The organism is Hymenobacter setariae (assembly GCF_007713685.1).
Taxonomy (GTDB): Bacteria; Bacteroidota; Bacteroidia; order Cytophagales; family Hymenobacteraceae; genus Hymenobacter; species Hymenobacter setariae.
Genome location: NZ_VMRJ01000005.1, coordinates 212,373 through 236,809 on the forward strand (window position 1 = coordinate 212,373; position 24,437 = coordinate 236,809).

The window sequence follows — 24,437 nt, forward strand, 5'->3', positions numbered from 1 at the left end:
GACAACGCGTTTCTCCACTGCGGGGAAGCGCGTTGTTCGTTTTAGGGCCAAGCAGCTACCTAGGTGGCCCTAGGGCTATAGTAGGCCGAGGCTGCCACTGCTGCCCATCGTGCCGAAACAGCGTGAGTCCGGCCACGGTAAACGCCGCCGCGTAGGAGCGCCCAGCAAAAAGCTGGCGCAGCTCGGGCACCTGGGCGGGCGGCAGGTCGCGTGTGGCCAGGGTGAGGTGGGGCGTGTAGGGGCGATTCTCGGAGGGCACCTGTGGCAGGCGCTCGGCGCACCAGCGGCGTAGCCGTGCATGGAAGGCTTTGAGCGCCTCGGCTGCTGCTACATGCACAAACAGCGTGCGGTCGCCAAACCATGCGAAGCCATCCAGCGCTACGTCGAAGGGTTGCTCAGCGGCGGCGAAGTCGGCCAGCGCCGCTAGGCAGTCGGCCTCGAATGTGGCGGGGGCGCGGAAGGGCGGCAGCAGCGTGATGTGCGGCGGCAGGCGCACGGCATTGCGGCTGCCAGTGAGGCGGTGTACCTCCTGCTTCAGAGCCCAGGTTTCAGTTAAAACGGGTTCGGGGGGCAGCACGGCCACTAGGTAGAGCGGAAGCATAGCGTGGAGAAGGACAGTAAACGAGAAACTGTACGCAGAAACCGGCCCGATGCCGAGCGGCAGTGCGAGCTTTGCGGTTCCCTAGGTGGCGGCGAGCGGCTCGCATTGCTCGAGGCGCGGCGGTTACGTTGGCCGCCGCTTGTTGCCCTAGGTCGCGTTGTCTACTCTTTTTTCAGCCATGCCCGAAGGCACCATACTCGTCATCGACGACGAAGAATTTCTGCGCCAAGCCGTGGCGCGCACCCTAGAGCTGGAAGGCTACACTGTGCTGCAAGCCGCCAACGCCTACCACGGCCTAGCGGCCCTGCGCGAGCACGCCGCCGAGGTGCTGGTGGTGCTCAGCGACGTGAAGCTGCCCGACGGCCGCGGCCTTGACCTGCTACCCCGCTACAAAACCCTGGCCCCGCTGGCGGAAGTGATTTTGCTGACCGCCTACGGCACCATCGCCGACAGCGTGCAGGCCATGAAAAACGGCGCCTTCGACTACCTCACTAAGAGCGATGCCGACGAGCAGCTGGTGGTGATAGTGGACCGCGCCGCCGACAAGGCCCGCCTGCAACGCCGCGTGGCCGACCTAGAGCAAAAGGTCGGCGCGCAGTACAGCTTCGACGCGATGGTGGGCCACGCACCCGCCCTGGAGCAAGCCAAGAAAATAGCCCGCCAAGTAGCGCCCACCGATGCCACCGTGCTACTAGAAGGCCCCACCGGCGCGGGCAAGGAGCTGTTTGCCCAAGCCATTCACCAAGCTAGCGGGCGCAAAAACAAGCCTTTTGTGGCCCTCAATTGCAGCGCCTACCCGAAAGATTTGCTTGAGTCGGAGCTGTTTGGCTACAAGAAAGGCGCCTTCACGGGGGCCAATGTGGACAAGAAGGGCATGTTTGAGGAAGCCAACGGCGGCACACTTTTTCTTGATGAAATCGGCGAGCTCGAAGGCAATGCGCAGGCCAAGCTGCTGCGCGCCCTCGAAACCCAGGAGTTTGTGAAGCTCGGCGACAGCCGCCCCACCCGCGTAAATGTGCGCCTGCTAGCCGCCACCAACCGCAACCTCAAGCAGGAGGCGGCCGAAGGCCACTTTCGGCCCGACCTCTACTACCGCCTCTCGGTGGTGGTGCTGCCGGTGCCGCCGCTCAGCGCCCGCCGCGCTGACGTGCCCGCGCTGGTGCAATACTTCGCCCAGTACTTCGCGGCCAAGCTGCGGCAGCGGCCGCTGCAAGTGAGCCCCGAAGCCATGCAAGCCCTGGAGCGCTACGGCTGGCCCGGCAACATCCGGGAGCTGAAAAACGTGGTGGAGCGCGCCGCCATTCTCACGCCGCCCGGCCAGCCCCTGGCCCTCGACGAGCTGCCGCTGGAAGTGCAGCTGGCCGCCGCGCCCGGCCCCACCTCCGACGCCGCTCTCGACGCCGACCCGCGCTCCTTGCGCAATGCCGAGCGCCAGCACGTGCAGCGCATCCTGCTGGAGTGCGGCGGCAACAAGGCCGAAGCCGCCCGCGTGCTCGGCGTGGCCCACACCACCCTCTACCGCAAGATTCAGGACTACGGGCTGTAGACCTGGCTAAGAACTACCATCAAAGCTGTCATGCTGAGCTTGCGAAGCATCTTATCAAGTCACAATGCTTGTTCTCAACGTGATAAGATGCTTCGCAAGCTCAGCATGACGGACGTTGTTGATTTTAAACGTGTTTTATTGAGGCGCTAGGTCGCTGGCGTGTTCGCCGTGGGCGGCCCACAGCGCGTAGGCCGCCACTGATAGCTCCTCGGCCAGGAAGCTGCGCATCGAGTAGCCGCGCAGTTCGAGGCAGTAGCGCAGGAAGTCGGGCTCGGCCCGGCTGGTGGCAAAGCCGGTGTGCAGCACGCGCTCGCGGCGGGCGGTGGGCAGCGTGGCCAACCAGTCGTACAGGTCGGTGGCGGTCAGCGTCAAGTGGTTGGCCTGCGCGAAGTAAGCAGTGGTAGCTGAGGTTATTTCAGCACGCAGGTCGGGCATGGTACGGGAGAGAATACGGAACATGCCACCCCCGCTACCAACACAAGGCCAACTCAGCCCAAAGACCCTTTAAAGCACCCTAGGGCACTAATTGGTAGTGAGTGTCCCTAGCATTTTGCACGAGGCCCTAGCAGTTTGCTAGGGCCTCGCTGCGTTTTGAGCCACCTCATTTGGCAAGGGGCGCGGCGGGGTAGCGGGTCCTGGCTTGGCTCGAGCAGGCTAGCATTTTGAAAAAGGCACTAGCAAAACGCTACGGTGCGGCGGACTTGCGTGAGGCAAGAGAAAGCCGAAGCAAAATTTATTATTCTTTACTATCAAATAGTTGCGAGAATAAAACCGGTGTTTTTCCTGCTTGGGGCCGCTCCTTGCCATGAGTAGGCCAACCAGGTTTTACTACCCTTTTAACATCTCCTACCTATGAGCGCTGCCCTGCTGATTCCGCTCCTCACCGCTACCGGCGTGGCCGGCTTCTGGCTCTTCTACCGCTCGGTCGATTTCTTCGACCGCATCTGATTTTTTCGCTCTCTTACCCCGCTGCGCCATGATGCTTGCCCTGCTGCTGCTCTCGCTGGCCACGTTTGGCTACCTCTGCTACGTGCTGCTCAAACCCGAGGAATTTTAATTGTGCTGGCGGCCCTAGGTCGCCGCTCCCGCTACACCCATGAACAAAGAACTTCTCGGCATCGGCGTCCTCTTCGGCTCGACGGTGCTGCTGGCCATTCCGCTGGGCCGCTACCTGGCCACCATTTACCGGGGCGATAAAAGCTGGACCGACTTTCTGGCGCCCCTCGAGCGACTGCTCTGCCGCCTCGGCGGCATCGACGCTACCCGCCAAATGACCTGGCAGCAGCACCTAGGGGCGCTGCTCACCATCAACCTGGTGTGGTTTTTCTGGGCCATGCTCGTGCTCTGCACCCAGGGCAGCCTGCCTCTGAACCCCGACCACAACCCCTCAATGTCGGCCGACCAGGCCTTTAACACGGCCATCTCCTTCTTGGTCAACTGCAACTTGCAGCACTACTCGGGCGAGTCGGGTGCCACGTACTTCTCGCAGGTATTCTGCCTGATGTTCTTGCAGTTCGTGACCGCCGCTACTGGCATGGCCGCCTGCGTTATTGTCTTTAATGCGCTCAAAGAAGGCACCACCGACAAGCTCGGCAACTTCTACGACTACTTCCTCAAGAGCCTGACCCGCGTGCTCTTGCCCATATCCCTAGTAATAGCGTTGGTGCTGGCCTTCCAGGGTACGCCCATGAACTTGGCCGCCAAGGCGCCCCTCGTGACTGTGCAGGGCGATTCGGTGAACGTGAGCCGTGGCCCGGCCGCCGCCATGGTAGCTATTAAGGAGCTGGGTACCAACGGGGGCGGCTTCTTCGGCGCCAACTCGGCCCACCCACTCGAAAACCCCACGTACCTCACCAATGCCGTCGAGAACTTTGCCCTAGTGCTCATCCCGCTGGCCATGGTGTTCGCCTTCGGCTACTACCTGCGGCGGCCTAAGCTTTCCTTCATGGTGTTTGGGGTAATGACGGTGAGCTTCTTGCTGCTGCTGGCCCCTACCGTGTACTATGAAATGCACGGCAACCCCGCCATCGCGCACCTAGGAGCTGACCAGCACCTAGGCGCCCTTGAAGGCAAGGAAATGCGCCTAGGCGCGGCGGCTTCGGCCTACTGGGGTATCACCAACACTGTGATTTCCTGCGGCTCGGTCAACTCGATGCACGACTCGCACATGCCGATTTCGGGCATGGCCGAGCTGCTGGGCATGATGACCAACTGCTTCTACGGCGGCGTGGGCGTGGGTTTCCTCAACTTCTTTGTGTTCGTCGTCATCGCCGTGTTTATCTCGGGCCTGATGGTGGGGCGCACGCCCGAGTTCCTGGGTAAGAAAATTGAGGCTCGCGAAATGAAAATCGCGGTCATCATTGCCCTGCTGCACCCGCTGCTCATCCTGGCCGGCACGGCCATGGCTGCGCACCTCTACGTGGGCAACCCCACCGAATACGCCGGCTGGCTGGCCAACCCTGGCTACCACGGCTTTTCGGAAATGTTGTACGAGTACACCTCCTCTGCTGCTAATAACGGCTCGGGTTTCGAGGGCCTGGGCGACAACACGCTGTGGTGGAACATCTCGACCGGCGTGGTGATGGTGCTGGCGCGCTACCTGCCCATTATCGGGCCGGTGGCCATCGCGGGGCTGCTGGCTCGCAAGAAGTTCATCCCCGAAAGCGCCGGTACGCTGCGCACCGACACGGGCACCTTCGGCATCATGGTCTTCTTCGTGATTTGGATTATCGCCGCGCTCGCTTTCTTCCCCTCCCTGGCCCTAGGTCCGCTGGCCGAGCATTTTACACTGTATGCGCGCTAGGCCTGATGGGCGTGGGACCCCACCCCCCGGCCCCCTCCCCTCCGGGAGAGGGGGAGCCTTCTGATACTTTTTAGAAATCATCAATCCGTCTCACGGAACATGTTGCACGCTGCCATGGCTCCCCCTCTCCCGGAGGGGAGGGGGCCGGGGGGTGGGGTAACTGCGCCAGGACTGAATGACTATCCCCATAATGGCAACGCAATCTCAATCCTTATTTCAACCCGCGCTGGTCGCCGAGGCTACGAAGCAAGCCTTTGTGAAGCTCGACCCGCGCATCATGTTCCGCAACCCGGTGATGTTCACCGTGGAGCTTGGCACGGTGGTGATGCTGCTAGTGACCCTAGGGCAGCTTGTGCGGCCCGACGCCAGCCAGGGTAGCTTCGGCTACAACTTCACGGTGTTTGTGGTACTGTTTCTCACGCTCTTGTTTGCCAACTTCGCTGAAGCCATCGCCGAAGCGCGGGGCAAGGCCCAGGCCGACTCACTGCGCAAAACCCGCCAAGACACGCCTGCCAAAGTGCGTCAGGAAAACGGCACCTTCCAGAGCGTGAGCTCGGCGCAGCTGCAAAAAGGCCAAGTGTTCGTGGTCGAGGCCGGCGAGATTATCCCCACCGACGGTGAGATTATCGAAGGTCTAGCCACCATCGATGAGTCGGCCATTACGGGCGAGTCGGCCCCGGTTATCCGCGAGGCGGGCGGCGACAAGTCGTCGGTCACGGGGGGGACTAAGGTGCTCTCCGACCGCATCGTGGTGCTGGTGACCACCGCGCCTGGCGAGTCGTTTCTGGATAAGATGATTGCGCTGGTCGAAGGCGCCGCCCGTCAGAAAACGCCCAACGAAATTGCCCTCACCATCCTGCTGGCCGGGTTTACGCTGGTGTTCGTCATCGTGTGCGTTACGTTGCAGCCCTTCGCTCGCTACGCCAACACGCCCATCGCGGTGGCCTCGTTTATCGCCTTATTTGTGTGCCTGATACCGACAACCATCGGCGGGCTGCTCTCGGCCATCGGTATTGCGGGCATGGACCGCGCGCTGCGGGCCAACGTTATCACCAAGAGCGGCAAAGCCGTGGAAACGGCTGGCGACATCGACGTGCTGCTGCTCGACAAAACCGGCACCATCACCATCGGCAACCGCAAGGCCACGCACTTCTGGCCCGCCCCTGGCGTGAGCGAAGGCGAGCTGATTGAAGCTGCCGTGCTGACCTCACTGCACGACGAAACGCCCGAGGGCAAAAGCATTGTGGAGCTGGCCCGCCAAAACCGCCGCCTCGACGAAGCCAACCTCCAAGAGCGCCTCCTAGGTAGCGAGCCTATCAAGTTCACGGCCGAAACCCGCAGCAGCGGCGTCACGCTGGCCAGCAGCATCCGCCTGCGCAAGGGCGCGTCCGACGCCATCCGCACGCTAGCTAACAACGCCGGCCAAGTGTTTCCGAATGAGACGACCCAGCACGTATCTCAGGTATCGAGCAATGGTGGCACCCCGCTGGTAGTGAGCGAAAACGACCGCATCCTAGGGGTAGTAGAGCTGCAGGACATCATCAAGCCCGGCATTCAGGAGCGCTTCGAGCGGCTGCGCAAAATGGGCATTAAGACCGTGATGGTAACTGGCGACAACCCGCTCACCGCCAAATTTATCGCCGAGAAAGCTGGCGTGGATGACTTCATTGCCGAGGCCAAGCCGGAGGATAAAATGAAGTACATCCGCAACGAGCAGCAGGGCGGCAAGCTCGTAGCCATGATGGGCGACGGCACCAACGACGCGCCCGCTCTCGCCCAGGCCGATGTAGGAGTAGCTATGAACTCGGGTACCCAGGCCGCCAAAGAAGCCGGCAACATGGTAGACCTCGACAACGACCCCACCAAGCTCATCGAAGTAGTCGAAATCGGCAAGCAGCTGCTCATGACCCGCGGCACGCTCACCACGTTTTCGATTGCCAACGACGTAGCCAAGTACTTCGCCATCGTGCCCGCGCTGTTTATGGTCGCCATCCCGGCCCTAGGTGCGCTCAATATCATGGGCCTGAAGTCGCCGCAGTCGGCCATCCTGAGCGCCGTGATTTTCAACGCGCTCATCATTCCGGCGTTGGTGCCGCTGGCCCTTAAAGGTGTTGCCTATCAAGCCGTGGGCGCCTCGGCGCTTCTGCGCCGCAACCTACTCATCTACGGCCTAGGTGGCGTGGTGGTGCCCTTCATCGGCATCAAGGCTATTGACATGCTGGTCGGGCTGTTTCTGTAATTCTCTTTCAACAATGCCTGTCATGCTGACGAAGGAAGCATCTCGCATGATGCAGTAAACCTTAGCGTTAGCGACGAAGCGAACAAGATGCTTCCTTCGTCAGCATGACAGAGATAGTAGGTTATTTCTATTCTGCTCATGAAAAATCAACTCATTCCCGCCGTACGTCTCACCGTGGTACTATTGGTGCTGTGCAGCGTAGTGTACCCCGCCGTGGTGTGGGCCGTGGCGCAGCTAGCGCCTGGCCGTGGCGAGGGCGTCCAAATCACCCTTAATGGCCGCGTGGTTGGCTTCGCTAATGTGGGCCAGAAATTCGACCGGCCCGAGTACTTCAATTCGCGCCCCTCGGCTGCCGACTACCATGCCGACGGCTCCAGTGGCTCCAACAAAGGCCCTAGCAACCCCGAATACCTTGCCACGGTAAAAGCCCGCCTCGATACCTTCTTGCTGAAGAACCCCGGCGTGACGGCCGCCCAGGTGCCCGCCGAGCTGATTACGGCCAGCGGCTCGGGCCTCGACCCGCACCTGTCGCCGCAGGGCGCGCTGGTGCAAGTGGCCCGCGTGGCAGCGGCCCGCCACCTGCCAGCCGCTAGCGTGCAGGCGCTGGTGCAGCAGCACGTCGAAACTGGGCTGTTTGGCCCCGACCACGTCAATTTGCTGCAGCTCAACCTGGCTCTCGACGCGCTAGCCAGCCATAAGTAAGCTTTTTTGTTACCGTGCGGTGCCCGCCGACCTAGGCGGGCGCCGTGCCCTTTACCTTCCCGCTAGGGGAGCGGTCCGCTCCCTGGCTTCCCCATGAAAAACCTAGTATTGCCAGTACTGGCTACCCTCTGCACGAGCGTGGCCCTGGCCCAGACTACCCCAACTACCGACCCGAACCTAGCCGTGCCCGCCCCAGCGGCCCCCGCCACGGCCACGCCGGTAGCCGGCCCGCTCACCACCTACGGCTTTGTGGATGCCTACTACGGCTTCGATTTCAACCACGCTGGTACCAACGCGCGGCCGGGTTTTCTGTACTCGCACAACCGCCAAAACGAGTTCACGGTGAACAACGCCATCTTGGGCATGCGCTACGACGATGGCAAGGTGCGCGGGGCGCTCGGCATCCACGCCGGCACCTACGTGAGTGCCAACTATGCCGCCGAGGACCAAGTGCTAAAGCACATTTACGAAGCCTACGCAGGCTTTCGGCCCTTTGCCAAGGCGTGGCTCGACTTAGGGATTTTTGGCTCGCACATCGGCTTCGAGTCGGCCATTTCGAAAGACAACTGGACGCTGACCCGCTCGCTAATGGCCGAAAATTCGCCCTACTATGAGTCGGGCGCCCGCTTCACCTACGAGGTCAGTCCCAAACTGACGCTCACCGGGCTGGTGCTCAATGGCTGGCAGAACATCCGCGAAACTAACCAGGGCAAGGCCCTAGGTACCCAGATTCAGTGGAAGCCGACCGATAAGCTGCTCATCAACAGCAGCACGTTTTACGGCAACGAGCAGCCCCAGGACTCGCTTAAGCGCCGGCGCTACTTCCATAATTTCTACGTCACCTACGCGGCCGCCGAGCGCCTCAACCTAGCGCTGGTATTCGACGTGGGCAAGCAGCAGAGTGCCGGCCGCCACGGCTACGACACCTGGCACACCGGTTCGGCCTTCGTGAAGTACAAGCTCAGCGACCAGTTTTCAACCACCCTACGCGGCGAGTATTACAATGCCGACCGCGGCGTCATTATTAGCAGCATTTCGCCCGTCGCCGCCGATGCCCGCTTTCTGGCCGGTGGCACCTCGCTTAACCTCGACTACCTGCCCACGGCCAATGTCGCCTTCCGCGTAGAGGGTCGCTACCTGCGGGCGCAGAATGCTATTTTCCAGCATGATACCGGCAACTCGCGCAACTACGGCAATATCACTACTAGCGTCGCGCTTTCGTTTTAACTCGCCCTAACGCAGACCCCACCCCCTAGCCCCCTCCCCTCCGGGAGAGGGGGAACTAGCCTTAGTTCTGTAAGCTAGTTTTTAGCTACTTGATTTCTTGGCTATTTCTAGAGCTAGTCCCCCTCTCCCGAAGGGGAGGGGGGTAGGGGGTGGGAGCCACGCCCGCCGAGCACTTACTAATTCTCATTATGAACCCCACGCCCGAGCAAGACCAACGCGACCAGTCGGCCGAGCGCTTTTTGCGCCTGGTGCAGCAAAAGCGGCGCGGCACGCTCAAGGTGTACCTAGGGCTGGCGGCTGGGGTGGGCAAGACGTATCGCATGCTGCAAGAGGCCCACGACCTGCACACCCACGGCGTAGATGTGCTGCTCGGCTACGTCGAAACCCACGGTCGGGCTGGCACCGTGGCACAGCTACGGCAGGTGCCGCTGTTGCCGCGCAAGCAGGTATTTTACAAGGGCCGGGCGCTGGAAGAGATGGACCTTGACGCCATTGAGCAGCGCCGCCCGCAGGTGGTGGTGGTAGATGAGCTAGCGCACACCAACGTGCCTGGCTCGCGCAATCAAAAGCGTTGGCAAGACGTGGAGGAACTAGTGCAGCGCGGCATTTCGGTGATAACCGCCGTAAACGTGCAGCACCTCGAAAGCCTGCACGACCAAGTGCTCAAAATAACCGGCACCGATGTTACCGAGCGCATTCCCGACCAGCTGCTGCGGCAGGCCGACGAGGTCGTAAACGTGGACCTGACCGTGGGCGAACTGCGCGCTCGCCTCGAAGAAGGCAAAATCTACGACGCGGCCAAGGTGCCCACGGCGCTCGCCAATTTCTTCCAGGCCGAAAACCTGTTGCAATTGCGGCGGCTGGCCGTGCGCGAAGTGGCCCAGCTCCTAGGTCGGCAAGTAGAGAGCGAGGCAGGCGGGGCGCCCGTAATCCCGGCTCAGCGCCTGAACACCGACCGCCTGCTGGCCTGCATCAATTCCAACGAGCGGGCCGCTAAAGAGATAATCCGCAAAGCCTCGCGCCTCGCCGACCGCTTTGGGGCGGCCGTGTGGTATGTGCTTTACGTGCAAACCAACCGCGAAAGCGCCGACCGTATCGGGCTGGCAGCGCAGCGCCACCTCATCAACAACTTGCAGCTGGCCACGCAGCTCGGCGCTGAGATTTTGCGGGTAAAGGACGATGATATTGTGCAGGCCATTCGCAAGGTGGCGCAGGAAAAAAACGCCACGCTGCTCGTCTGCGGCATCACTGGCGAGAAAGGTCTGTGGCAGCAGCTTAGCCGCGGCGGCGTCACGCATGACCTGCTTAGTGCCGTGGCCCGCGATAGCAGCGACCTAGATGTGTATTTGGTAACGTATTGAAAGTGCTGTCATTGCGAGGAGGAACGACGAAGCAATCTTTCCTTCACGCCTAGCAAAAATTATTCTGAAGTAAAAGGAAGGATTGCTTCGTCGTTCCTCCTCGCAATGACAAGTGCTACCTAAAGTCATGAATCTCAAAACCAAAATCACCCTAGGCTTCCTGGCGATGCTGGTGCTCCTGCTCAGCATCGGGGGCTACTCGTACTACTCGCTGCGGCAGCTAGACCGGGCCTCGCGCGGGGTGCTGCGGGCCAACCTGTACTCGATAGAGCTAGGCCAAAACATGCTGCGGGCGCTCGACCAGCTGGGCCAGCCCACCGCCGCCGACACGGCCGGCACGGCGCAGTTTGCCGCTGCCTTACGCGAAGAATCGCACAACGTAACCGAGCCCGGCGAGCAGCGCGTGGTAGATGAGCTGCAGCGCTACTTCCGGCTCCTAGGTAGGCCGGCGCAGCCCGGTGTGGTAGCCACCACGCCTGTAACGCTGCGCCGCCTTACCAACCAAATGATAGAGTTGAACACCAAGGCTATAACTAGGAAGATAGAGCAAGCCAACCGCCGTGCCGACCGAGCCAACGACAACCAGCTTATCATCCTTACAGTGGCTGTGCTGCTAGCCCTTGCGTTGGTAGGCAGCGTGCCCGAGGCCGCGGTGCAGCCGTTGCGCAAGCTCACGGCCGCGCTCGACCACGCCACCGAGCGCAACTTTTCGGCTAGTATTCCGCGCGAAAGCCACGACGAATTTGGACTGGTGGTGCTGGCATTCAACCGTATGCTGAGCCAGCTACGCGAGTACCGGACCTCCACCGCGGCCGAGCTGATAACCGCCCGCAACCGCGCCGCCAGCATCGTGAATACCCTCGACGAGGGCTTGCTGCTGCTTGACGAAAACCGTCAGATTTTGCTGGCCAACCCCGTGATGTGCGAGTTGCTAGGCTTGCCTGCCGACAAGCTGGTGGGCCGCCCGGCCTCCATCGTGCGCCTCGAAAACGACCTGCTTCAGACCATGCTGCTGCCCCTCGACGCCCCCAACCGCGAGGCGGCCGTGGCGGCAGCGCCGTTGCTGCACATTGCGCAGCGCGGCGAAGAGGCCTTCTACCGCCTAGCGGTGCAGGACTTGGTTTCCTTCAACGAAGTGAGTGAAAAAACCGAGTTTGTGGGTCAGATGCTGACGTTGCGCAACGTGTCGGATTTCAAGAAGCTTGACCAAGTGAAATCGAACTTCCTAGCCACTGTGTCGCACGAATTGAAAACGCCGCTGAGTAGTATTAACCTCAATACCAAACTACTGCAAGACGAGCGCCTGCCCGCCGACGAGCGCCTGCGCGTGACGGGCCACATCCGGCAAGAAACGCAGCGCTTGCAGCGCATGGTGTCCGAGCTGCTCGATGTGTCGCGGCTCGACCTAGGCACCGGCATTCAGCTCGATGTGCGGCCCACCAACCTGGCCGAAGTGCTAGGCTATGCCACGGCCACTGTGCAGCCCCAAGTCACCGATAAGCAACTGCACCTCGATGTGCAGCTGAGCGCCGAGCTACCCGCTGTGCGCGCTGATGTGGAGAAATCGACTTGGGTGCTTATCAACCTCATGGCCAATGCTATTCGCTACTCGCCCCTAGGTGGCACCCTCACGGTGCGGGCTGTGCCAGCTGGCGGCGTGGTGCAAGTGAGCGTGCAAGACCGCGGCCCCGGCATCGCGGCCGAAAACCACGAGAAAATATTCCAGCGCTTCGCTCAGATACCCGACAAAACGGGCTACCGCGGCGGCTCGGGCCTAGGGCTAAGCATCGCCCGCGAGTTTATCACAGCGCAGGGCGGCCGGCTGTGGGTCGAGAGCGAGTTGGGAAGTGGCAGCTGCTTCTTTTTCACGCTGCCGGTAGCTGAGGCTGCCTAGGTTAGGCCTTGTTCTAGGACCCTGGCCTGGATGGCTTGTATCTCGTAGCGGTCGAGGGGCTTGTGCAAGAGGCCGGCTACCAAGTTGTTGCTTTGGGCGCGGCGCGTATCGGTCGAGGCCAGCGACGACGTCAGGATATATACCAAGGACTGGTCACGCAATTGCTCTTCCAGGGGCTGGAGGGCGTCCAGAAATTCCCAGCCGTTGAGGACGGGCATGTTCAAATCGAGCAAAATCACCTGCGGCAGCGCGCCGAGCGGGGCTTGCTGGCGCAAAAAGGTGAGCGCCTCGACTGGCGAGAGAAACGTGGTCAGCGCATCAGGTAGGCCTTCGTGCTGAAACAGCCGCTTTACTAAAAAAATAACCGTAGGGTCATCGTCAACCAGGAGGGTTTGCATCAAGAAGGCTTGAAGAAAATGTGAGCGCCAAGGCTTTGCAACAGCCCAGCAGCGCTCGCCAAGTTAGGCGCTGGGCCGAGGAGTTAGCTTAAAAGCCAATGCAACGTAAGTAAGTGGGCGGGTGCAGCCTAGGGCTGCTTGCCTAGCAATTGCAGTGTTTTAGCGTCGGGCGTGCCCCCAAAAAACTTTCCTAACACCTGCTCAAAAACTTGGCTCGCCCCCGGCACCGCTCCAAAAAGCGTTGCGGACGACCGCAGCTTCATATCATCAGGGCTGCCCATAATGCTAGTAGCATTGCTGCCCGGCAACTGCAACAGCGCCTCGCAGATGGCCACCAGCCGCGGGCCCAGTACCGGATGCTGAAGATAGGCCGTCGCCTCTGCCAGGTCCTTGATGCCATACAACCTAGACGTTTCGCTGAAGCCTAGGCCTTGCACCTGAGGGAAGATGTACCACATCCAATGGCTGCGCTTGCGGCCGGCTTTTACTTCGGCCAGCGCCTGAGCATAGTCGGTGGCCTGCGCGTCGAGGAAGCGTTGGAGGTTGTTTTCGTTGGCCATAAAGTGAGTAAAGCACGGCGCTACCTAGGCAAGGTGTTGCAGTAGGCGCTGGCGCAGGGTACGCTCGTAAGCCTCACTAAACGTAAAAATGCCCGTTGAGTCTACTACAATTTGTCCCGCAGCCCGGCGATTTTCAAACCAGTCCTCAATGAAGTCTGGCGCGTAACCACTCGTGCTGAATTCCCCATCTGCTAGGGCAATGATATCGGGGTACACCTCCAGAAAGGCCGCTTTAGAAATGACCGGATGCGCTTGGCTATACAAAAGAAATTGCGCGTCGTAGAGCAGCGTGGATAGCTCATCGGCGTGCAAGGCAAAGTATTGCTTCTCAATAGTGAGTTTGTAGCAGAGATTGCGAATTATCTGTTCGTAGTCTGCCTCTGCTTGCTGTGCCACAAGCTCGGTCAGGAGTGGTGAAAAAGCACTGCTCCTGATGCGCGCTAAGTCTTTCTGCAAGTCCTCGGCTGACGTATCATACGCTTGTTCGTTGACCAAGCCTCGAACGAAGGATTCAAAATCCTTAGCCAAGAAAGTGATGGCATAGTCGTCTTCTTGGTCTACGTGCACCACCGTGGGCTCGCCCTGAGGGCCGCAAGCCGAGTAGTCAAGCATAACCATGTCGTGGCCTGCCGAGGGGCAATCACAAATGCAAATGCCAATGGGTGGGTAGCCCCATTCATCGAGCATAAACTGGCTGCCTAGCTCGCCGCAAAGCGAGTAAGTTTTGGTGCGACCGATGCCAGAAATGCCAGTAATAGCGACGTGGTCATCGGCCCACGATGTGGGCTTGTCGGTTGGGAAGCAGGTATTGACCGGTGTGCCACCGTTATGCCCTTGCATCAATTCAATATAAGCAGCCGGAAGCTTATAGCCTAGCTCCTGCTCTACGCTGGCAATGAGCTCACTAGTGGGGGGCTCTTCCACGTATTGCTTCAGCGCGTAGTCGCTGTCATCCCAAAAATTCGCTAGGTTAAAGCCCGCGAAAATTGCGTTAGCCATCGTTTATGAAGGAGGTAGTTTCTTATCGCCCCACTACCGGCAGCACGGGCGTGCTCTCGTGCCCTTGGGCATCCACGCTCACTACGCCGAAAATGTAGTTGTCCTTGCTAATCCCTAGGTCGGCGGTGGTGCCCGATACGGGGAAACGCTGCTGCCACTGCGGGGCGCTGGTTTCGCGCACTAGCACCACGTAGCCGGCGGGGGCGGGGCCGCCCTGCGGGGCCTGCCAGCGCAGCTCGGTGCGGTTGGTGAGCTTGGCGGTGAGCACTTCCACCTTTTGCGGGGCGGCAGGGGCTAGGGCCAGGCTGGCCAGCGTGGCGAGGTTGACCTGGGCGGTGCGGCGCAGGTAGCGGTAATCCACAAACTCAGGTAGGTCGCCGTACACGATGCCATTTTCGGTGCGCAGGTCCTGGTGCTGGTGGTTGAAGTTCTCGTTGGTTTCGGTGAAGCGCACGGCCGCGTAACCCTGCTGGTTGAAGGGCGTGTGGTCGCCGCCGCGCAAGAAGCGGTCGGGGCGATACTCGAGTAGCACCGCGTAGCCATTGGCGCTTACGTAGCGCTGGGCAGCGGTTTGTGCGTAGCGGGCGAGCTGGCGGCTAGGTGCGTCATTCTCGGAGCTGAGCTGGCGGCGGATGCGCGCTTGCTCGGGCGTCTCATTGGCCGGCACACCCTCGCTGAATACGCGCAGGTGCAGCGTATCAGTGATTTCGGGGTCGTAGCCTTTCGAGTTGCCCACAATGTCGTTGTTGAGCACACCTACCACGTTCCAGCCCTCGCGCTTGGCACGCTGGGCCAGGTGGGCGGCCCCTAGGAGGCCCTGCTCTTCACCCTGCACGGCCACGAGCTTGATGGTGCACGGAAACTTTTGGCCGGCCAGCACGCGGGCTACCTCCATTACGGCGGCTACGCCGCTGGCGTCGTCGTTGGCACCGGGCGCATCGGCGGTGCGGTTCATCACGTCGGTCACGCGCGAATCGAGGTGGCCGCTCATGATATACACGCGCTTGTCGGTGGGGTCGGTGCCGGGGATGGTCGCTAGCACGTTGGCCATGGGCGTGAGTTTATCGACGCGCTTGCCGTCGGGCTTCATCAGGAAGGTGTCCATCTCGACAGTCATGCGCCCGCCGCCGGCCTTGCTGTATTTCTTAAACTCGTTGAACACCCACAGGCGCGCCGCTCCGATGCCGCGCTTCTTGTCTTGCGTGTCGCTCAGGGTGTGGCGGGTGCCGAAGCTCACCATCTTGCGCACGTCGGCCTCTAGGTTCTTAGCCGAAACCTCGTTTACTAAGCGCTGAATAGTAGGGTCGGCGGCTGGCTGTGGTGCCGAGGACTGGGCCAGTGCAAAACCGGGCGTGCCGAGCACGAGCAAGGGTAAAAGTTTGGTGCGAAGCATAGGTAAACAATGGTATTGATAAATGACTCTTCAAGATTTGGCGGTGAAATGACGCCACACTACGCGGCTTACAGCTGCAATGAGGCTTTCGCTCGCCTCTTCGGGGGCAGTAGCGTTGGTGACGAATACCACCACAGCCACGTGCTGCCCGTTGGGCAGTGTGAGCAGGCCCGCGTCGTTGGTGGCCGCGGTCAGGCCGGCGGCGTTGGTACCTGAGGTGCCAGTTTTATGTGCCACCTCGGTGCCGGCCGGCACGCCAGCGCGTAGCCGCTTGAGGCCGGAAGGACTGGTAGCAAGCATCTGCCACAGTACGGCGCGGCTGGCCGGAGCCAAGTAACGGCCTCGGCTGAAATTTGCGAACAGCTGGCACATGGCGGCTGGGGTGGCCCAATTGGTGTACTGCACATCCTCGCGCCGATGCATCTCCTCTTCTGTGGCGGCAATGTGCACATCGGCCACGCCTAGGCTGCGCACGTAGGCCTGCACTGCCGCTGGGCCGCCAAGCAGCCGAAAAAGAATATCACAGCCGTTGTTATCGCTCTCCGACACGGTGTAGCGCAGTACTTCGCGCAGCGGCACGCGCACGTTGCCGGCTGGGTATCGCTCGCGCAGTGGGCTCCAGGTATTAGGCAGCAGGTCGGCGGGCCGCAGCAATAGCTCTTGGTCGAGCTGCAAGCGGCCCAGCTCCACTTGGTGCAGCACCGCTAGTGCCAGCGGAAACTTATATACGCTTTGCATGGGCAGGTGCGCCTGCCCGTTCACCTGTGCGCTGGCGCCGGTTTCTACTTCCTGCACTGCCACGCCCACGGTGCCCGCAAACCCGGCCACGGCGCGCGCTACCTCGGCTTGCAGCGCCGCGCTACGCGCTAGCTGGCTGGTTGGCCTAGCCTCTACCTGCGCCTGCCGTGCGGTCGCGCATGGCCCCACCAGCTTGGCAGGCTGGATTGGGTTGGCGAAGGCTAACAGGCCAGCAGAAAAGAACAGAAATTTCATACGCAATCGCAAGAAACGACAAACGCCGCTAGCAGCGAAGCTCAGCGGCGTTGGAAAAAGGCACCAGCTAGGCTGGCCAAGTTGCGTGGCTGTAGCAAGTGCCTGTTGGCAAGAGAAAAAGGCGACCCTAGGTGTGCTTGGTCAAACGCCAAACTGCCGCAGGTGATGGTCGAGATGTTTCCAAGTGATTTCCCCAAACTCCTGCGCCGACAGCTGCCCAAACAGCGGGTGGTTGACGCCGCTGGGACTATAGCCCGACGGCGCCAACAAGCGAAGGAGCGTGGCATGGTCGGTGGCAAAGCTTACGGGCGGCGTCATGCCACGCCGGGCGTCCAGCTCACGCAGGGTCTTCATGCCAGGTTTAAACTCCTTGAGCTGCGTAACGAACCGCTTCTTTAGCAGTGGCTTCAGAAAGCCCGGTACCCACAGCGAGGTCACGCGCTTCTCGCCGCGGCTCACGCGCAGCTGGTCGGCGCAGTGCACCAGCATCTGGCCCGCCGTCATGGTGCCCCAGCGGGGCCGGGCGTCGGGCATCAGCAGGAAGAGGCGGCTAATAAGCGCTTTATTTTCGCTAGGGTCTAAGAAGTTGGCGGCCATAGGCAAAGGGTTTTTGCGCGAAGCGGTGAGCTATTCTTGCGCATATATAGCAAATATCCTCAGCTAATTACATCAAAAAAACAACGCCGCTAGTCAAAAAACTAGCGGCGTTTGAGATTGTAGGCGGACTTGCAGTCCGCAGATGACCTGGTGAGAACTTGCGGACTACGAAGTCCGCGCTGCACTAGCCCATCGTGTGGTACACGGCCTGTACGTCTTCGTCTTCCTCTAGCTTGTCAATAAGCTTTTCAACTTCCTCGGCTTGCTCATCATTCAGCGAAACCGTGGTATTGGGTACGCGCTGGAGGGTAGCGCTCAGCACGTTTACGCCTTTGGCACCTAGGGCCTGCTGCATCTGGCCAAAGTCGGTGAAGGCGGTTTCGACCACAATGTACTGATGCTCGGCGCCGTGCTCGTCCTCTTCGGTGGTTTCGTACACATCCTCGGCGCCGGAGTCGATGAGTTCTAGCTCTAGCTCGTCGCGGTCCAGCCCTTCGGCGGCCAGCTTAAACACGCCCTTACGGGTGAAGGTGTAGTCGGAGCTACCGGCGGTACCTAGGGCGCCGTTGTTGCGGTTGAAGTACAGGCGCACGTTGCTCACGGTGCGGGTGGGGTTGTCGGTGGCGGTTTCGACCACGATGGCTACGCCGTGGGGGCCATAGCCTTCGTACACCACCTCTTGGTAGTCTTTTTCATCCTTGCCGGTGGCGCGCTTAATGGCAGCTTCTACGCGGTCCTTGGGCATGTTCACGCCCTTGGCGTTTTGCATGGCCGTGCGCAGGCGGGCGTTAGAGTCGGGGCTGGGGCCGCCTTCTTTCACGGCCATCACGATTTCTTTGCCGATGCGGGTAAAGTCTTTCGACATCCGGTCCCACCGCTTCATTTTGCGGCCTTTCCGAAATTCAAATGCGCGTCCCATTTTCAGTTATCAGTTATACAGTTAGCAATGAGCACCTCGGGCGGCGGGGTGGGAGGGGCAACCCGGATGCGGGTGCAAGTTACGACTGCCGCTTGGGGGCAGGCAACCAAGCCACCCGGTGCCCCCAAGGGCTAGCGGGTGGCCCTAGGGGCCGCCACCAGCTCATACACGCCCTTATTGCCCACCGGGTAGCCGGCAATGCTGATGGTGAGGCGCCGCGTGCTGGGTTCGTAGCGGAAGGTGCCGCGCTGCACATCGGGCCCTTTCAGGTCGCTGAATTTAAAGTAGATGCTATCGCCCTTGGTGGTGAAGCGGCCGTGCTGCGTGAAGTAGCGCGGGCCGCTGCTGCCCACCAGCAGGCTTAGGCGCTTGTCGTAGGTGCCATCGGCGCGTAGGGCTAGGGTGCCGCCCACGCCCTGCACTTCGGTAGGCGGCTCGCTGGTGGTGTGGTCGTACACGGTATAGGCCGTGTAGCTATAGGTGGTGTAAAAGGCAACGGGCAGCTTGGGCCCCGGGGGCACCAGCAGGGCCAGCACCAGCAATCGACTAGTCATACAATTCTGCAAAAAGAAGTCCGCCGCTGTCCACATCACAAAGATGGGCCAGCGGCGGACCTAGGGCAAAAAGCTGGCCGCAGGCTAGCGGGCAGCGTAGGTTTTGGCCCGGCGCTTTTTGCGGCGGCCACCTACCAGCAGCCAGCCAGCGCCGGCCAGCAGCAGGCCGATGCCCACGGCGGCCGCCTGCTTGGGCAGCTTATCGTTGGCGGGCGGGGGCAGGTGCTCGACGCCGCTGGCATCGACGCGGGCGGGCTCGTGCAGGTAGCGTCCTTGGGCGGGCAGCGGATATTCATTGGCCAAGTGCTGCAAGTCGAGCATGGCTTGCAGGCCGCTCAGCACGGGGCCGTGGCCGCAGCCAATGTGGCGCGGCTCTAGGGCCGCCAGCTTCTGCACCGACTCGCGGCACTGCTGCCAGTCGTAGTTGAAGGGCGCCCCGGCCACGCTGATTTTCGGAATGCCTAGCAGCACATTAGGTACCGACTCGTGGTTGGTGGTGGCAAAGGCATCGGCGCCGATAAGCGTGTGGTCGGCCTCCCGGAAGAAAGCTACTTGGCCCGGCGCGTGGCCCGGCACGTGCACCCAGCGCCAGTTGGCCAAGAAAGGCACCGTTTCATCATCGAGGTTCAAGGGCTCTACCACGTCGGTGAGGTCGGGCAGGTCGGTCGGGAAAAACCGGCTCATAAAAGCCAGCGTGCCGCCCACGGTGGGGTCGCGGGGCGGGTATTTGGCCTTGCCAGTCACGTAAGGTAGCTCTAGAGGGTGCACGATAACGGGCACCTGCCAGGCCGCCGCTAGCTCCTTGGCTGAGCCTAGGTGGTCGAGGTGGCCGTGGGTGAGCAGGATGGCCTGCGGCTTGGCGCCGGGGCCAAATAGCTCGGTGGCCGCCGCCTGAATCTCTTTTTCGGAGCCTGGCAGGCCCGTATCAATGAGTACCCATTCGTTGTCGTTGCCGGCCTCGACAAAGTACACGTTCACAAAGCGCTTGATGCGGAGCTGATGCACGCCCGCGGCTAGCTGGTCCATAGGAAGAAGGAAAGGAGGTGAATAAGGAAGGGAGTGAGGAGGTAAGCATACGGTGTAGCGTCGTGCTAGGGTATGCGTTGCCCTGGCGCGGCTACTCCTTGCGTGGCCTTCTCACTCCCTTTCTGTTCCTACTTCTTAGGTTCGTGCACGTCGCCCTGCGGCGTGAAGTTGCTGCCCGAGTCGGGTGGCGGCGGAGTGCTGGCGTTCACGTCGCGCACGTGGCCGTTGTCGGGGGTAGGGGTGCGGCCAGCAGTGCTGCTACCGCCCGGCGTTTGCACGGGTTCGGCCTCGGCGGACGGGGTTTCCGCGCCACCTAGGAGTTTTTTGAGGCTGGCAGTGCCCTTTTTAAAAAGCCGGCCTTTGTTGGTAGCCAAGAAAAATATACCAGTGCCTATGGCTACGGCGGCGAGGCCGTACCAAGCGGGTTTAGCGCCTTTGTTCGTGCTCATATTCAGCGAAGTAAAAGAGTGGAAAGCCAGCCGCGCCGAGCGGCCAGCCGGGAGGTATACGGCCCTTAGCAAAAGGGTTGGGGCCGTAAGCGCGGCCCTAGGTCACTTTTTCTACTGCTCCATACCCTAGGCGGCCGAGGTTACTTCACGGGTTGGCTGCTCACCTGGCCGGTTTGCTTATCAACCTCGAAGCGGGCGCGGTTGGGCATGCGATTGGCCCAGTCGGTGCGGGGCACCAGCACCTGCCAGGTGGCCTCGTTGTCGTTCACGCGGGCCGAGTCGGGCACATATAAGGTGGCATTGGGGAGCGTCTGAATGTAGCGTGCCACGGCCGTGCGGGCACTGGCTTCGTCGGGCGCCGAGGTAGCGGCAGCAGTGGGCGTTGCGTCGGCCGGGGGCGTGGTGCTGGTGGTCGTGTTGGGCGTGGGCTGGCAGCTGGCTAGCACGCCGGCACCTAGGGCGAGCAGCGAAAAAAGTTTGGTTGTCATGCCGCAAAGCTACCAGCAGCGGCCGCCGTTCGGCGGCGGGTAGCCAACTGCCGTACTTGTTTGTTATACACCCAAAATCAATTACCCTAGCATGTCAACCCACCCTGCTACCCCCGTGCTAAGTACCGAGCACTTCGCGGCGGCCTATATCTACACAGCGTATCGCCAGCTTATCGATGACCTGCTGGCCGAAGGCAAAACCACCGGCCCCCAGCAAACTCCCGAGCTCGTCGAGTATACCGCTCTCAATGTGCAGCGCATGCACCGCCTCGACAAAACCGTGAAGGTGCAGGCCGCCCTAGCCGCCGCTGCCGCGGGCCTGCAGGGGCAGTATATCTGGCTCATTATTACCGAAGGCTGGTGCGGCGATGCGGCCCAGATAGTGCCCGTGCTAGAGGCCGTGGCCCAAGCCAGCCAAGGCCATCTTACTACGCGCTACGTGCTGCGCGACGAGCACCCCACCCTCATGGACCAGTACCTGACGGGCACCAGCCGCGCCATTCCCAAGCTGGTGGTGCTAGATGCCAACACGCTAGCCGAAATCACGCACTGGGGCCCGCGCCCGGTGCCAGCCCGCGAGCTGGTGCAGCGCCTCAAGGCCGAAGGCATGCCCCACGACGATTTCATTCGGGAACTGCACACCTGGTACGCCCACGACCGCACCCAAACCACCCAGACCGAAATGCTGGCGCTGGTGCAGGGCCTGCGCTAGCGCGCTTTATTTTCTCGCCTGGCAACCACCGAAGCCGCCGAGCCACACAAGCGGCTCGGCGGCTTTTTTACGGGCTTAAATATTCAAGTAATAAAGTATATTTGAAATCATTTACTTTCTCACCCGCTATGACAACCTCTACTTACGCTACACTGCTGCCACTTGCTACGGCATCCACGAGTGGTCCCGTGGCTCAGGCCGACCGCCTCCAAAACCTCGATATGCTGCGCGGGGTAGCCCTGCTCGGTATTTTGCTGATGAACATTCCGGGCTTTGCGCTGGCCGAGCGGGCGTTCGACGGATTTCGCCACGACCCGCATAGCGCCAATTTCTGGACCTATGCCGTGATTACCATTTTCTTTGAAGGGAAGATGCGGGCTTTGTTTTCGATGCTCTTTGGGGCGGGAGTTGTGCTGTTTACGCTGCGTAAGGAGCAGGCTGGGCGGCCGGTGGCGGGCTTGTTCTACCGACGCATGGGCTGGCTGGTGCTGTTTGGGCTTTTGCAGGCCCACCTACTGCTCTGGATGGGCGATATTCTGTACTTCTACGGCATCGGCGGGATGCTCGCGTTTCTGTTTCGCAAGCTGCCGGCGCGGTACCTAGCGCTGGGCGTACCGCTCGTGGCAATTATCGGATTCGTGAGCGACACCCTGTTTTTTCAGCACATCCGGGCCACTCGGTTTGCCTACAAGGCCGCGCAGGAAGTGCAGCACCAGCGGCAACCGCTCTCGGCGGCGCAGCAGCAAGCCATTGCCAACTGGCAGGACATGGAAAAGGAATTTCTGCCCAACCAAGCCGAAATAGCGGCCCACACCCGCCAAATGAAATCGGGCTACCATGAAGTAGCGCAGCGCGTGCGACACGAGAGCTGGCTAGGAGAATCGAAGTACTTGGTTTTTACCATCCCCGACGTCTTGGCGCTGATGCTGCTCGGCATCGCCCTGTTCAAGTGGGGCTTCTTCACGGGGCAGTGGTCGCAGTCGCAGTACCTGCGCACAGCTGCCTGGGGCTATGGCCTAGGTTTGCCACTGGTGCTGTGGAGTTTTTACCTGAGTTACCAGCGGGGGGTAGGGGTAGCCGCCCAAGTAGCGTTTCTTGAATCGCATACGGTAGTGTGGAGCGGCCTTATCTACCCGGCACAGCGCATTGCGCTGGTGCTGGCCCACGCCAGCGTGCTGCTGTTCTTATATCGGGCCGGCGTGGGGCAGGGGCTCATGCGCCGGCTGGCCGCGGTAGGCCAGATGGCCTTCACCAACTACATCATGCACACGGTGTTCTGCACCCTCATCTTTTTTGGCTACGGCCTGAATTATTACGCAGAGCTACAGTACTACCAGTTGTATTTTGTAGTGCTGGCCATTTGGGTGGTGCAGCTGGTAGTCAGTCCACTTTGGCTGAAATATTTTCTCTTCGGCCCGCTGGAGTGGTTGTGGCGTAGCCTCACCTACTGGCAGGTGCAGCCCATGCGGCGCACGAACACCGAGGCCGGGCCCGTGCCGGGCCTGGTAGCCGCCTAGGGCCGAGTGGCCTTTTATAGTGCTTTCACTAGCTCTAGTAGCGTGAGCGGCTTCCTAGGTCGGCCAAAAGCCGTGGTCTCGGGGAAAGGCTCGTGCTGGCCGGTGCGCACATAGCCGTGGCGCTCGTACCAAGCCAGCAGCTCGGGCCGGGCCGACAGCACAGTTATTTTGATGGTAGTGCAGCCCTGCTGGCGGGCATAAGCCTCAGCGGCGGCTAGCAGCTGCCGGCCCACGCCCTGCGCCTGGGCCGCAGGAGCCACGGCCAGCGTACCTAGGTAAAGCCGGGGGGCTTTCGGCTCTAGGTACACGCATCCTAGCAGCTGGTCGGCCTGCACACACTTGAGCAGTGCGGCCTGGTCAATGCCCATCATCGTTACCATGTCTCGCACGTGGATTTCGCTGATGCGAGGTCCTTCGAGCAAATGCGTTTCGGTAGTCCAAGCCTGTGGCGAGGCCGGCCCCCGGTATGCTTGGTTGATGAGCGCCGTGAGGGCTGGCGCATCGGCTAGCGTGGCGGGCAGGATGGTGGGGGCTGGTTGCACACCACAAAAATACGGACCTAGGGGCCCGGGGCGCCAACCCAGGCGGCAGGCTCGCGTTGTAACCTCTTTCGGCGGTGCGGGCCGGCTTACCCTACCTAGCAACTTTATGAATCTCAGCAATAACACTGTGCTGCTTACCGGCGGCGCCTCCGGCATCGGCTTGGCCCTGGCCCAGCGCCTGCGGCAGGCGGGCAGCGAAGTCATCATTTGTGGCCGCCGCGCCGACAAGCTGCGCGAAGCCCAGCAGCAGGTGCCCGGCCTGCACATCTACGAAACCGACCTCGCCGAGCCCATCGAGCGGGCCGCGCTTACCCGGCGCGTGGTGGCTGACTTCCCGGCTCTTAATGTGCTCATTAACAATGCCGGCATCCAAAATCGCTTTCAAGTGGCTGACCTAGGCCCCGACCTGGCTGCCTGGGAAACACAGCGCCAGGAAATAGCCATCAACTTCGAGGCGCCTATTCACTTGAGCGCTTTGCTGCTGCCGCACCTGCGCCAGCAGGCCAATGCCACTATTATCAATGTATCGTCGGGCCTGGCGTTTGCGCCGATGGCGGCGGCACCCATCTATAGCGCTACTAAGGCGGCGGTGCACTCCTTTACTATGTCCTTGCGCCAACAGCTGGCCGACACCGGCGTGCAGGTGCTCGAAATAGTGCCGCCCGGCGTTAACACCGACCTCGGTGGGCCGGGCCTGCACACCTGGGCCGTACCCGTCGATGAGTTTGCCGACAGCATCGTGGCGCGCTTGGCCGCTGGCGAAGAGGAGGTTGGCTACGGCACCTCCGAGAGCATTCGCCTAGGTTCGCGCGCTGACATCGATGCGCGGTTTAAGCAAATGAATGCTCGGCGCGATTGACCGCCGGCTATGCTGCGCGGCTGCACTAAACGGCTGTCCTTACGTGCCTAGCGCCGCG

The 24,437-nt window shown here is 61.2% G+C and carries 25 protein-coding genes; 11 read left to right on the forward strand and 14 right to left on the reverse strand.

Annotated features, from left to right (window positions below):
• Positions 1-55 precede the first annotated feature (55 nt).
• Positions 56-601: a 2'-5' RNA ligase family protein gene (locus FNT36_RS19490; protein WP_144851194.1), complete on the reverse strand. Its 546-nt coding sequence runs from the start codon at positions 599-601 to the stop codon at positions 56-58.
• Between the two features lie 178 nt (positions 602-779).
• Between FNT36_RS19490 and FNT36_RS19495 the strand changes: the two genes are divergently transcribed.
• Positions 780-2,147, forward strand: coding sequence for a sigma-54-dependent transcriptional regulator (locus tag FNT36_RS19495; RefSeq protein ID WP_144851196.1), 1,368 nt, complete (start codon positions 780-782; stop codon positions 2,145-2,147).
• A gap of 135 nt (positions 2,148-2,282) precedes the next feature.
• Here the strand turns inward: FNT36_RS19495 and FNT36_RS19500 are convergent, their stop codons facing one another.
• Complete coding sequence (locus FNT36_RS19500; RefSeq protein WP_233636080.1) at positions 2,283-2,606, reverse strand: hypothetical protein; 324 nt, start codon at positions 2,604-2,606, stop codon at positions 2,283-2,285.
• 520 nt (positions 2,607-3,126) lie between these two features.
• Here FNT36_RS19500 and kdpF point away from each other — a divergent pair.
• The 7 genes from kdpF (at position 3,127) to FNT36_RS19535 (ending at position 12,373) form a co-directional block, all read left to right on the forward strand.
• Positions 3,127-3,204, forward strand: coding sequence for a K(+)-transporting ATPase subunit F (gene kdpF / locus FNT36_RS26015; protein ID WP_144851687.1), 78 nt, complete (start codon positions 3,127-3,129; stop codon positions 3,202-3,204).
• A 39-nt stretch (positions 3,205-3,243) separates the two neighbouring features.
• Entirely contained in the window at positions 3,244-4,950 is a 1,707-nt protein-coding gene (gene kdpA / locus FNT36_RS19510; protein ID WP_144851200.1) for a potassium-transporting ATPase subunit KdpA, read from the forward strand.
• 190 nt (positions 4,951-5,140) lie between these two features.
• Positions 5,141-7,189, forward strand: coding sequence for a potassium-transporting ATPase subunit KdpB (kdpB, locus tag FNT36_RS19515; RefSeq protein WP_233636081.1), 2,049 nt, complete (start codon positions 5,141-5,143; stop codon positions 7,187-7,189).
• 138 nt (positions 7,190-7,327) lie between these two features.
• The gene (kdpC, locus tag FNT36_RS19520; protein ID WP_144851202.1) at positions 7,328-7,891 is read left to right on the forward strand and encodes a potassium-transporting ATPase subunit KdpC; all 564 of its coding nucleotides are present in this window, start codon (positions 7,328-7,330) and stop codon (positions 7,889-7,891) included.
• A gap of 93 nt (positions 7,892-7,984) precedes the next feature.
• Positions 7,985-9,118: a porin gene (locus tag FNT36_RS19525; protein WP_144851204.1), complete on the forward strand. Its 1,134-nt coding sequence runs from the start codon at positions 7,985-7,987 to the stop codon at positions 9,116-9,118.
• Positions 9,119-9,306: 188 nt separating this feature from the next.
• Positions 9,307-10,479: a universal stress protein gene (locus FNT36_RS19530; protein WP_144851206.1), complete on the forward strand. Its 1,173-nt coding sequence runs from the start codon at positions 9,307-9,309 to the stop codon at positions 10,477-10,479.
• A 127-nt stretch (positions 10,480-10,606) separates the two neighbouring features.
• Positions 10,607-12,373, forward strand: coding sequence for a HAMP domain-containing sensor histidine kinase (locus FNT36_RS19535; RefSeq protein ID WP_144851208.1), 1,767 nt, complete (start codon positions 10,607-10,609; stop codon positions 12,371-12,373).
• Here the strand turns inward: FNT36_RS19535 and FNT36_RS19540 are convergent.
• The 11 genes from FNT36_RS19540 to FNT36_RS19590 form a co-directional block, all read right to left on the reverse strand.
• Positions 12,370-12,771 (reverse strand): response regulator, encoded by a 402-nt coding sequence (locus FNT36_RS19540; RefSeq protein ID WP_144851210.1) that lies wholly within the window; start codon positions 12,769-12,771, stop codon positions 12,370-12,372. The genes FNT36_RS19535 and FNT36_RS19540 overlap by 4 nt on opposite strands.
• 128 nt (positions 12,772-12,899) lie before the next feature.
• Entirely contained in the window at positions 12,900-13,331 is a 432-nt protein-coding gene (locus FNT36_RS19545) for a DUF1810 domain-containing protein (RefSeq protein WP_144851212.1), read from the reverse strand.
• Positions 13,332-13,355: 24 nt separating this feature from the next.
• On the reverse strand, positions 13,356-14,330 hold the full coding sequence (locus FNT36_RS19550; protein WP_144851214.1) for an SMI1/KNR4 family protein: 975 nt from the start codon (positions 14,328-14,330) through the stop codon (positions 13,356-13,358).
• Between the two features lie 22 nt (positions 14,331-14,352).
• The gene (locus FNT36_RS19555) at positions 14,353-15,723 is read right to left on the reverse strand and encodes a M28 family metallopeptidase (RefSeq protein WP_144851216.1); all 1,371 of its coding nucleotides are present in this window, start codon (positions 15,721-15,723) and stop codon (positions 14,353-14,355) included.
• A 30-nt stretch (positions 15,724-15,753) separates the two neighbouring features.
• Positions 15,754-16,716, reverse strand: coding sequence for a class A beta-lactamase, subclass A2 (gene bla / locus FNT36_RS19560; protein WP_144851218.1), 963 nt, complete (start codon positions 16,714-16,716; stop codon positions 15,754-15,756).
• A gap of 141 nt (positions 16,717-16,857) precedes the next feature.
• Positions 16,858-17,313: a DUF1569 domain-containing protein gene (locus tag FNT36_RS19565; protein ID WP_144851220.1), complete on the reverse strand. Its 456-nt coding sequence runs from the start codon at positions 17,311-17,313 to the stop codon at positions 16,858-16,860.
• A 184-nt stretch (positions 17,314-17,497) separates the two neighbouring features.
• Positions 17,498-18,232 carry a YebC/PmpR family DNA-binding transcriptional regulator gene (locus tag FNT36_RS19570; RefSeq protein ID WP_144851222.1) on the reverse strand — a complete coding sequence of 245 codons (735 nt, stop codon included), beginning with the start codon at positions 18,230-18,232 and terminating at the stop codon, positions 17,498-17,500.
• A 131-nt stretch (positions 18,233-18,363) separates the two neighbouring features.
• Positions 18,364-18,786 carry a hypothetical protein gene (locus tag FNT36_RS19575; protein WP_144851224.1) on the reverse strand — a complete coding sequence of 141 codons (423 nt, stop codon included), beginning with the start codon at positions 18,784-18,786 and terminating at the stop codon, positions 18,364-18,366.
• Between the two features lie 84 nt (positions 18,787-18,870).
• Positions 18,871-19,812: an MBL fold metallo-hydrolase gene (locus FNT36_RS19580; protein ID WP_144851226.1), complete on the reverse strand. Its 942-nt coding sequence runs from the start codon at positions 19,810-19,812 to the stop codon at positions 18,871-18,873.
• A 128-nt stretch (positions 19,813-19,940) separates the two neighbouring features.
• Entirely contained in the window at positions 19,941-20,261 is a 321-nt protein-coding gene (locus FNT36_RS19585; RefSeq protein ID WP_144851228.1) for a hypothetical protein, read from the reverse strand.
• Between the two features lie 140 nt (positions 20,262-20,401).
• The gene (locus FNT36_RS19590) at positions 20,402-20,749 is read right to left on the reverse strand and encodes a hypothetical protein (RefSeq protein WP_144851230.1); all 348 of its coding nucleotides are present in this window, start codon (positions 20,747-20,749) and stop codon (positions 20,402-20,404) included.
• Between the two features lie 91 nt (positions 20,750-20,840).
• On the opposite strand from FNT36_RS19590, the gene FNT36_RS19595 reads away from it, so the two are divergent.
• Together FNT36_RS19595 and FNT36_RS19600 are read left to right on the forward strand one after the other, a co-directional pair.
• Positions 20,841-21,461, forward strand: coding sequence for a thioredoxin family protein (locus FNT36_RS19595; RefSeq protein WP_144851232.1), 621 nt, complete (start codon positions 20,841-20,843; stop codon positions 21,459-21,461).
• Between the two features lie 128 nt (positions 21,462-21,589).
• Entirely contained in the window at positions 21,590-22,978 is a 1,389-nt protein-coding gene (locus FNT36_RS19600) for a DUF418 domain-containing protein (RefSeq protein ID WP_144851234.1), read from the forward strand.
• Between the two features lie 14 nt (positions 22,979-22,992).
• Here FNT36_RS19600 and FNT36_RS19605 read toward each other — a convergent pair whose 3' ends face one another.
• The gene (locus FNT36_RS19605) at positions 22,993-23,520 is read right to left on the reverse strand and encodes a GNAT family N-acetyltransferase (RefSeq protein ID WP_233636082.1); all 528 of its coding nucleotides are present in this window, start codon (positions 23,518-23,520) and stop codon (positions 22,993-22,995) included.
• Between the two features lie 106 nt (positions 23,521-23,626).
• Here FNT36_RS19605 and FNT36_RS19610 point away from each other — a divergent pair, with 106 nt between their 5' ends.
• Positions 23,627-24,379, forward strand: a complete 753-nt coding sequence (locus FNT36_RS19610) for an SDR family oxidoreductase (protein WP_144851238.1) — start codon at positions 23,627-23,629, stop codon at positions 24,377-24,379.
• Positions 24,380-24,437 lie beyond the last annotated feature (58 nt).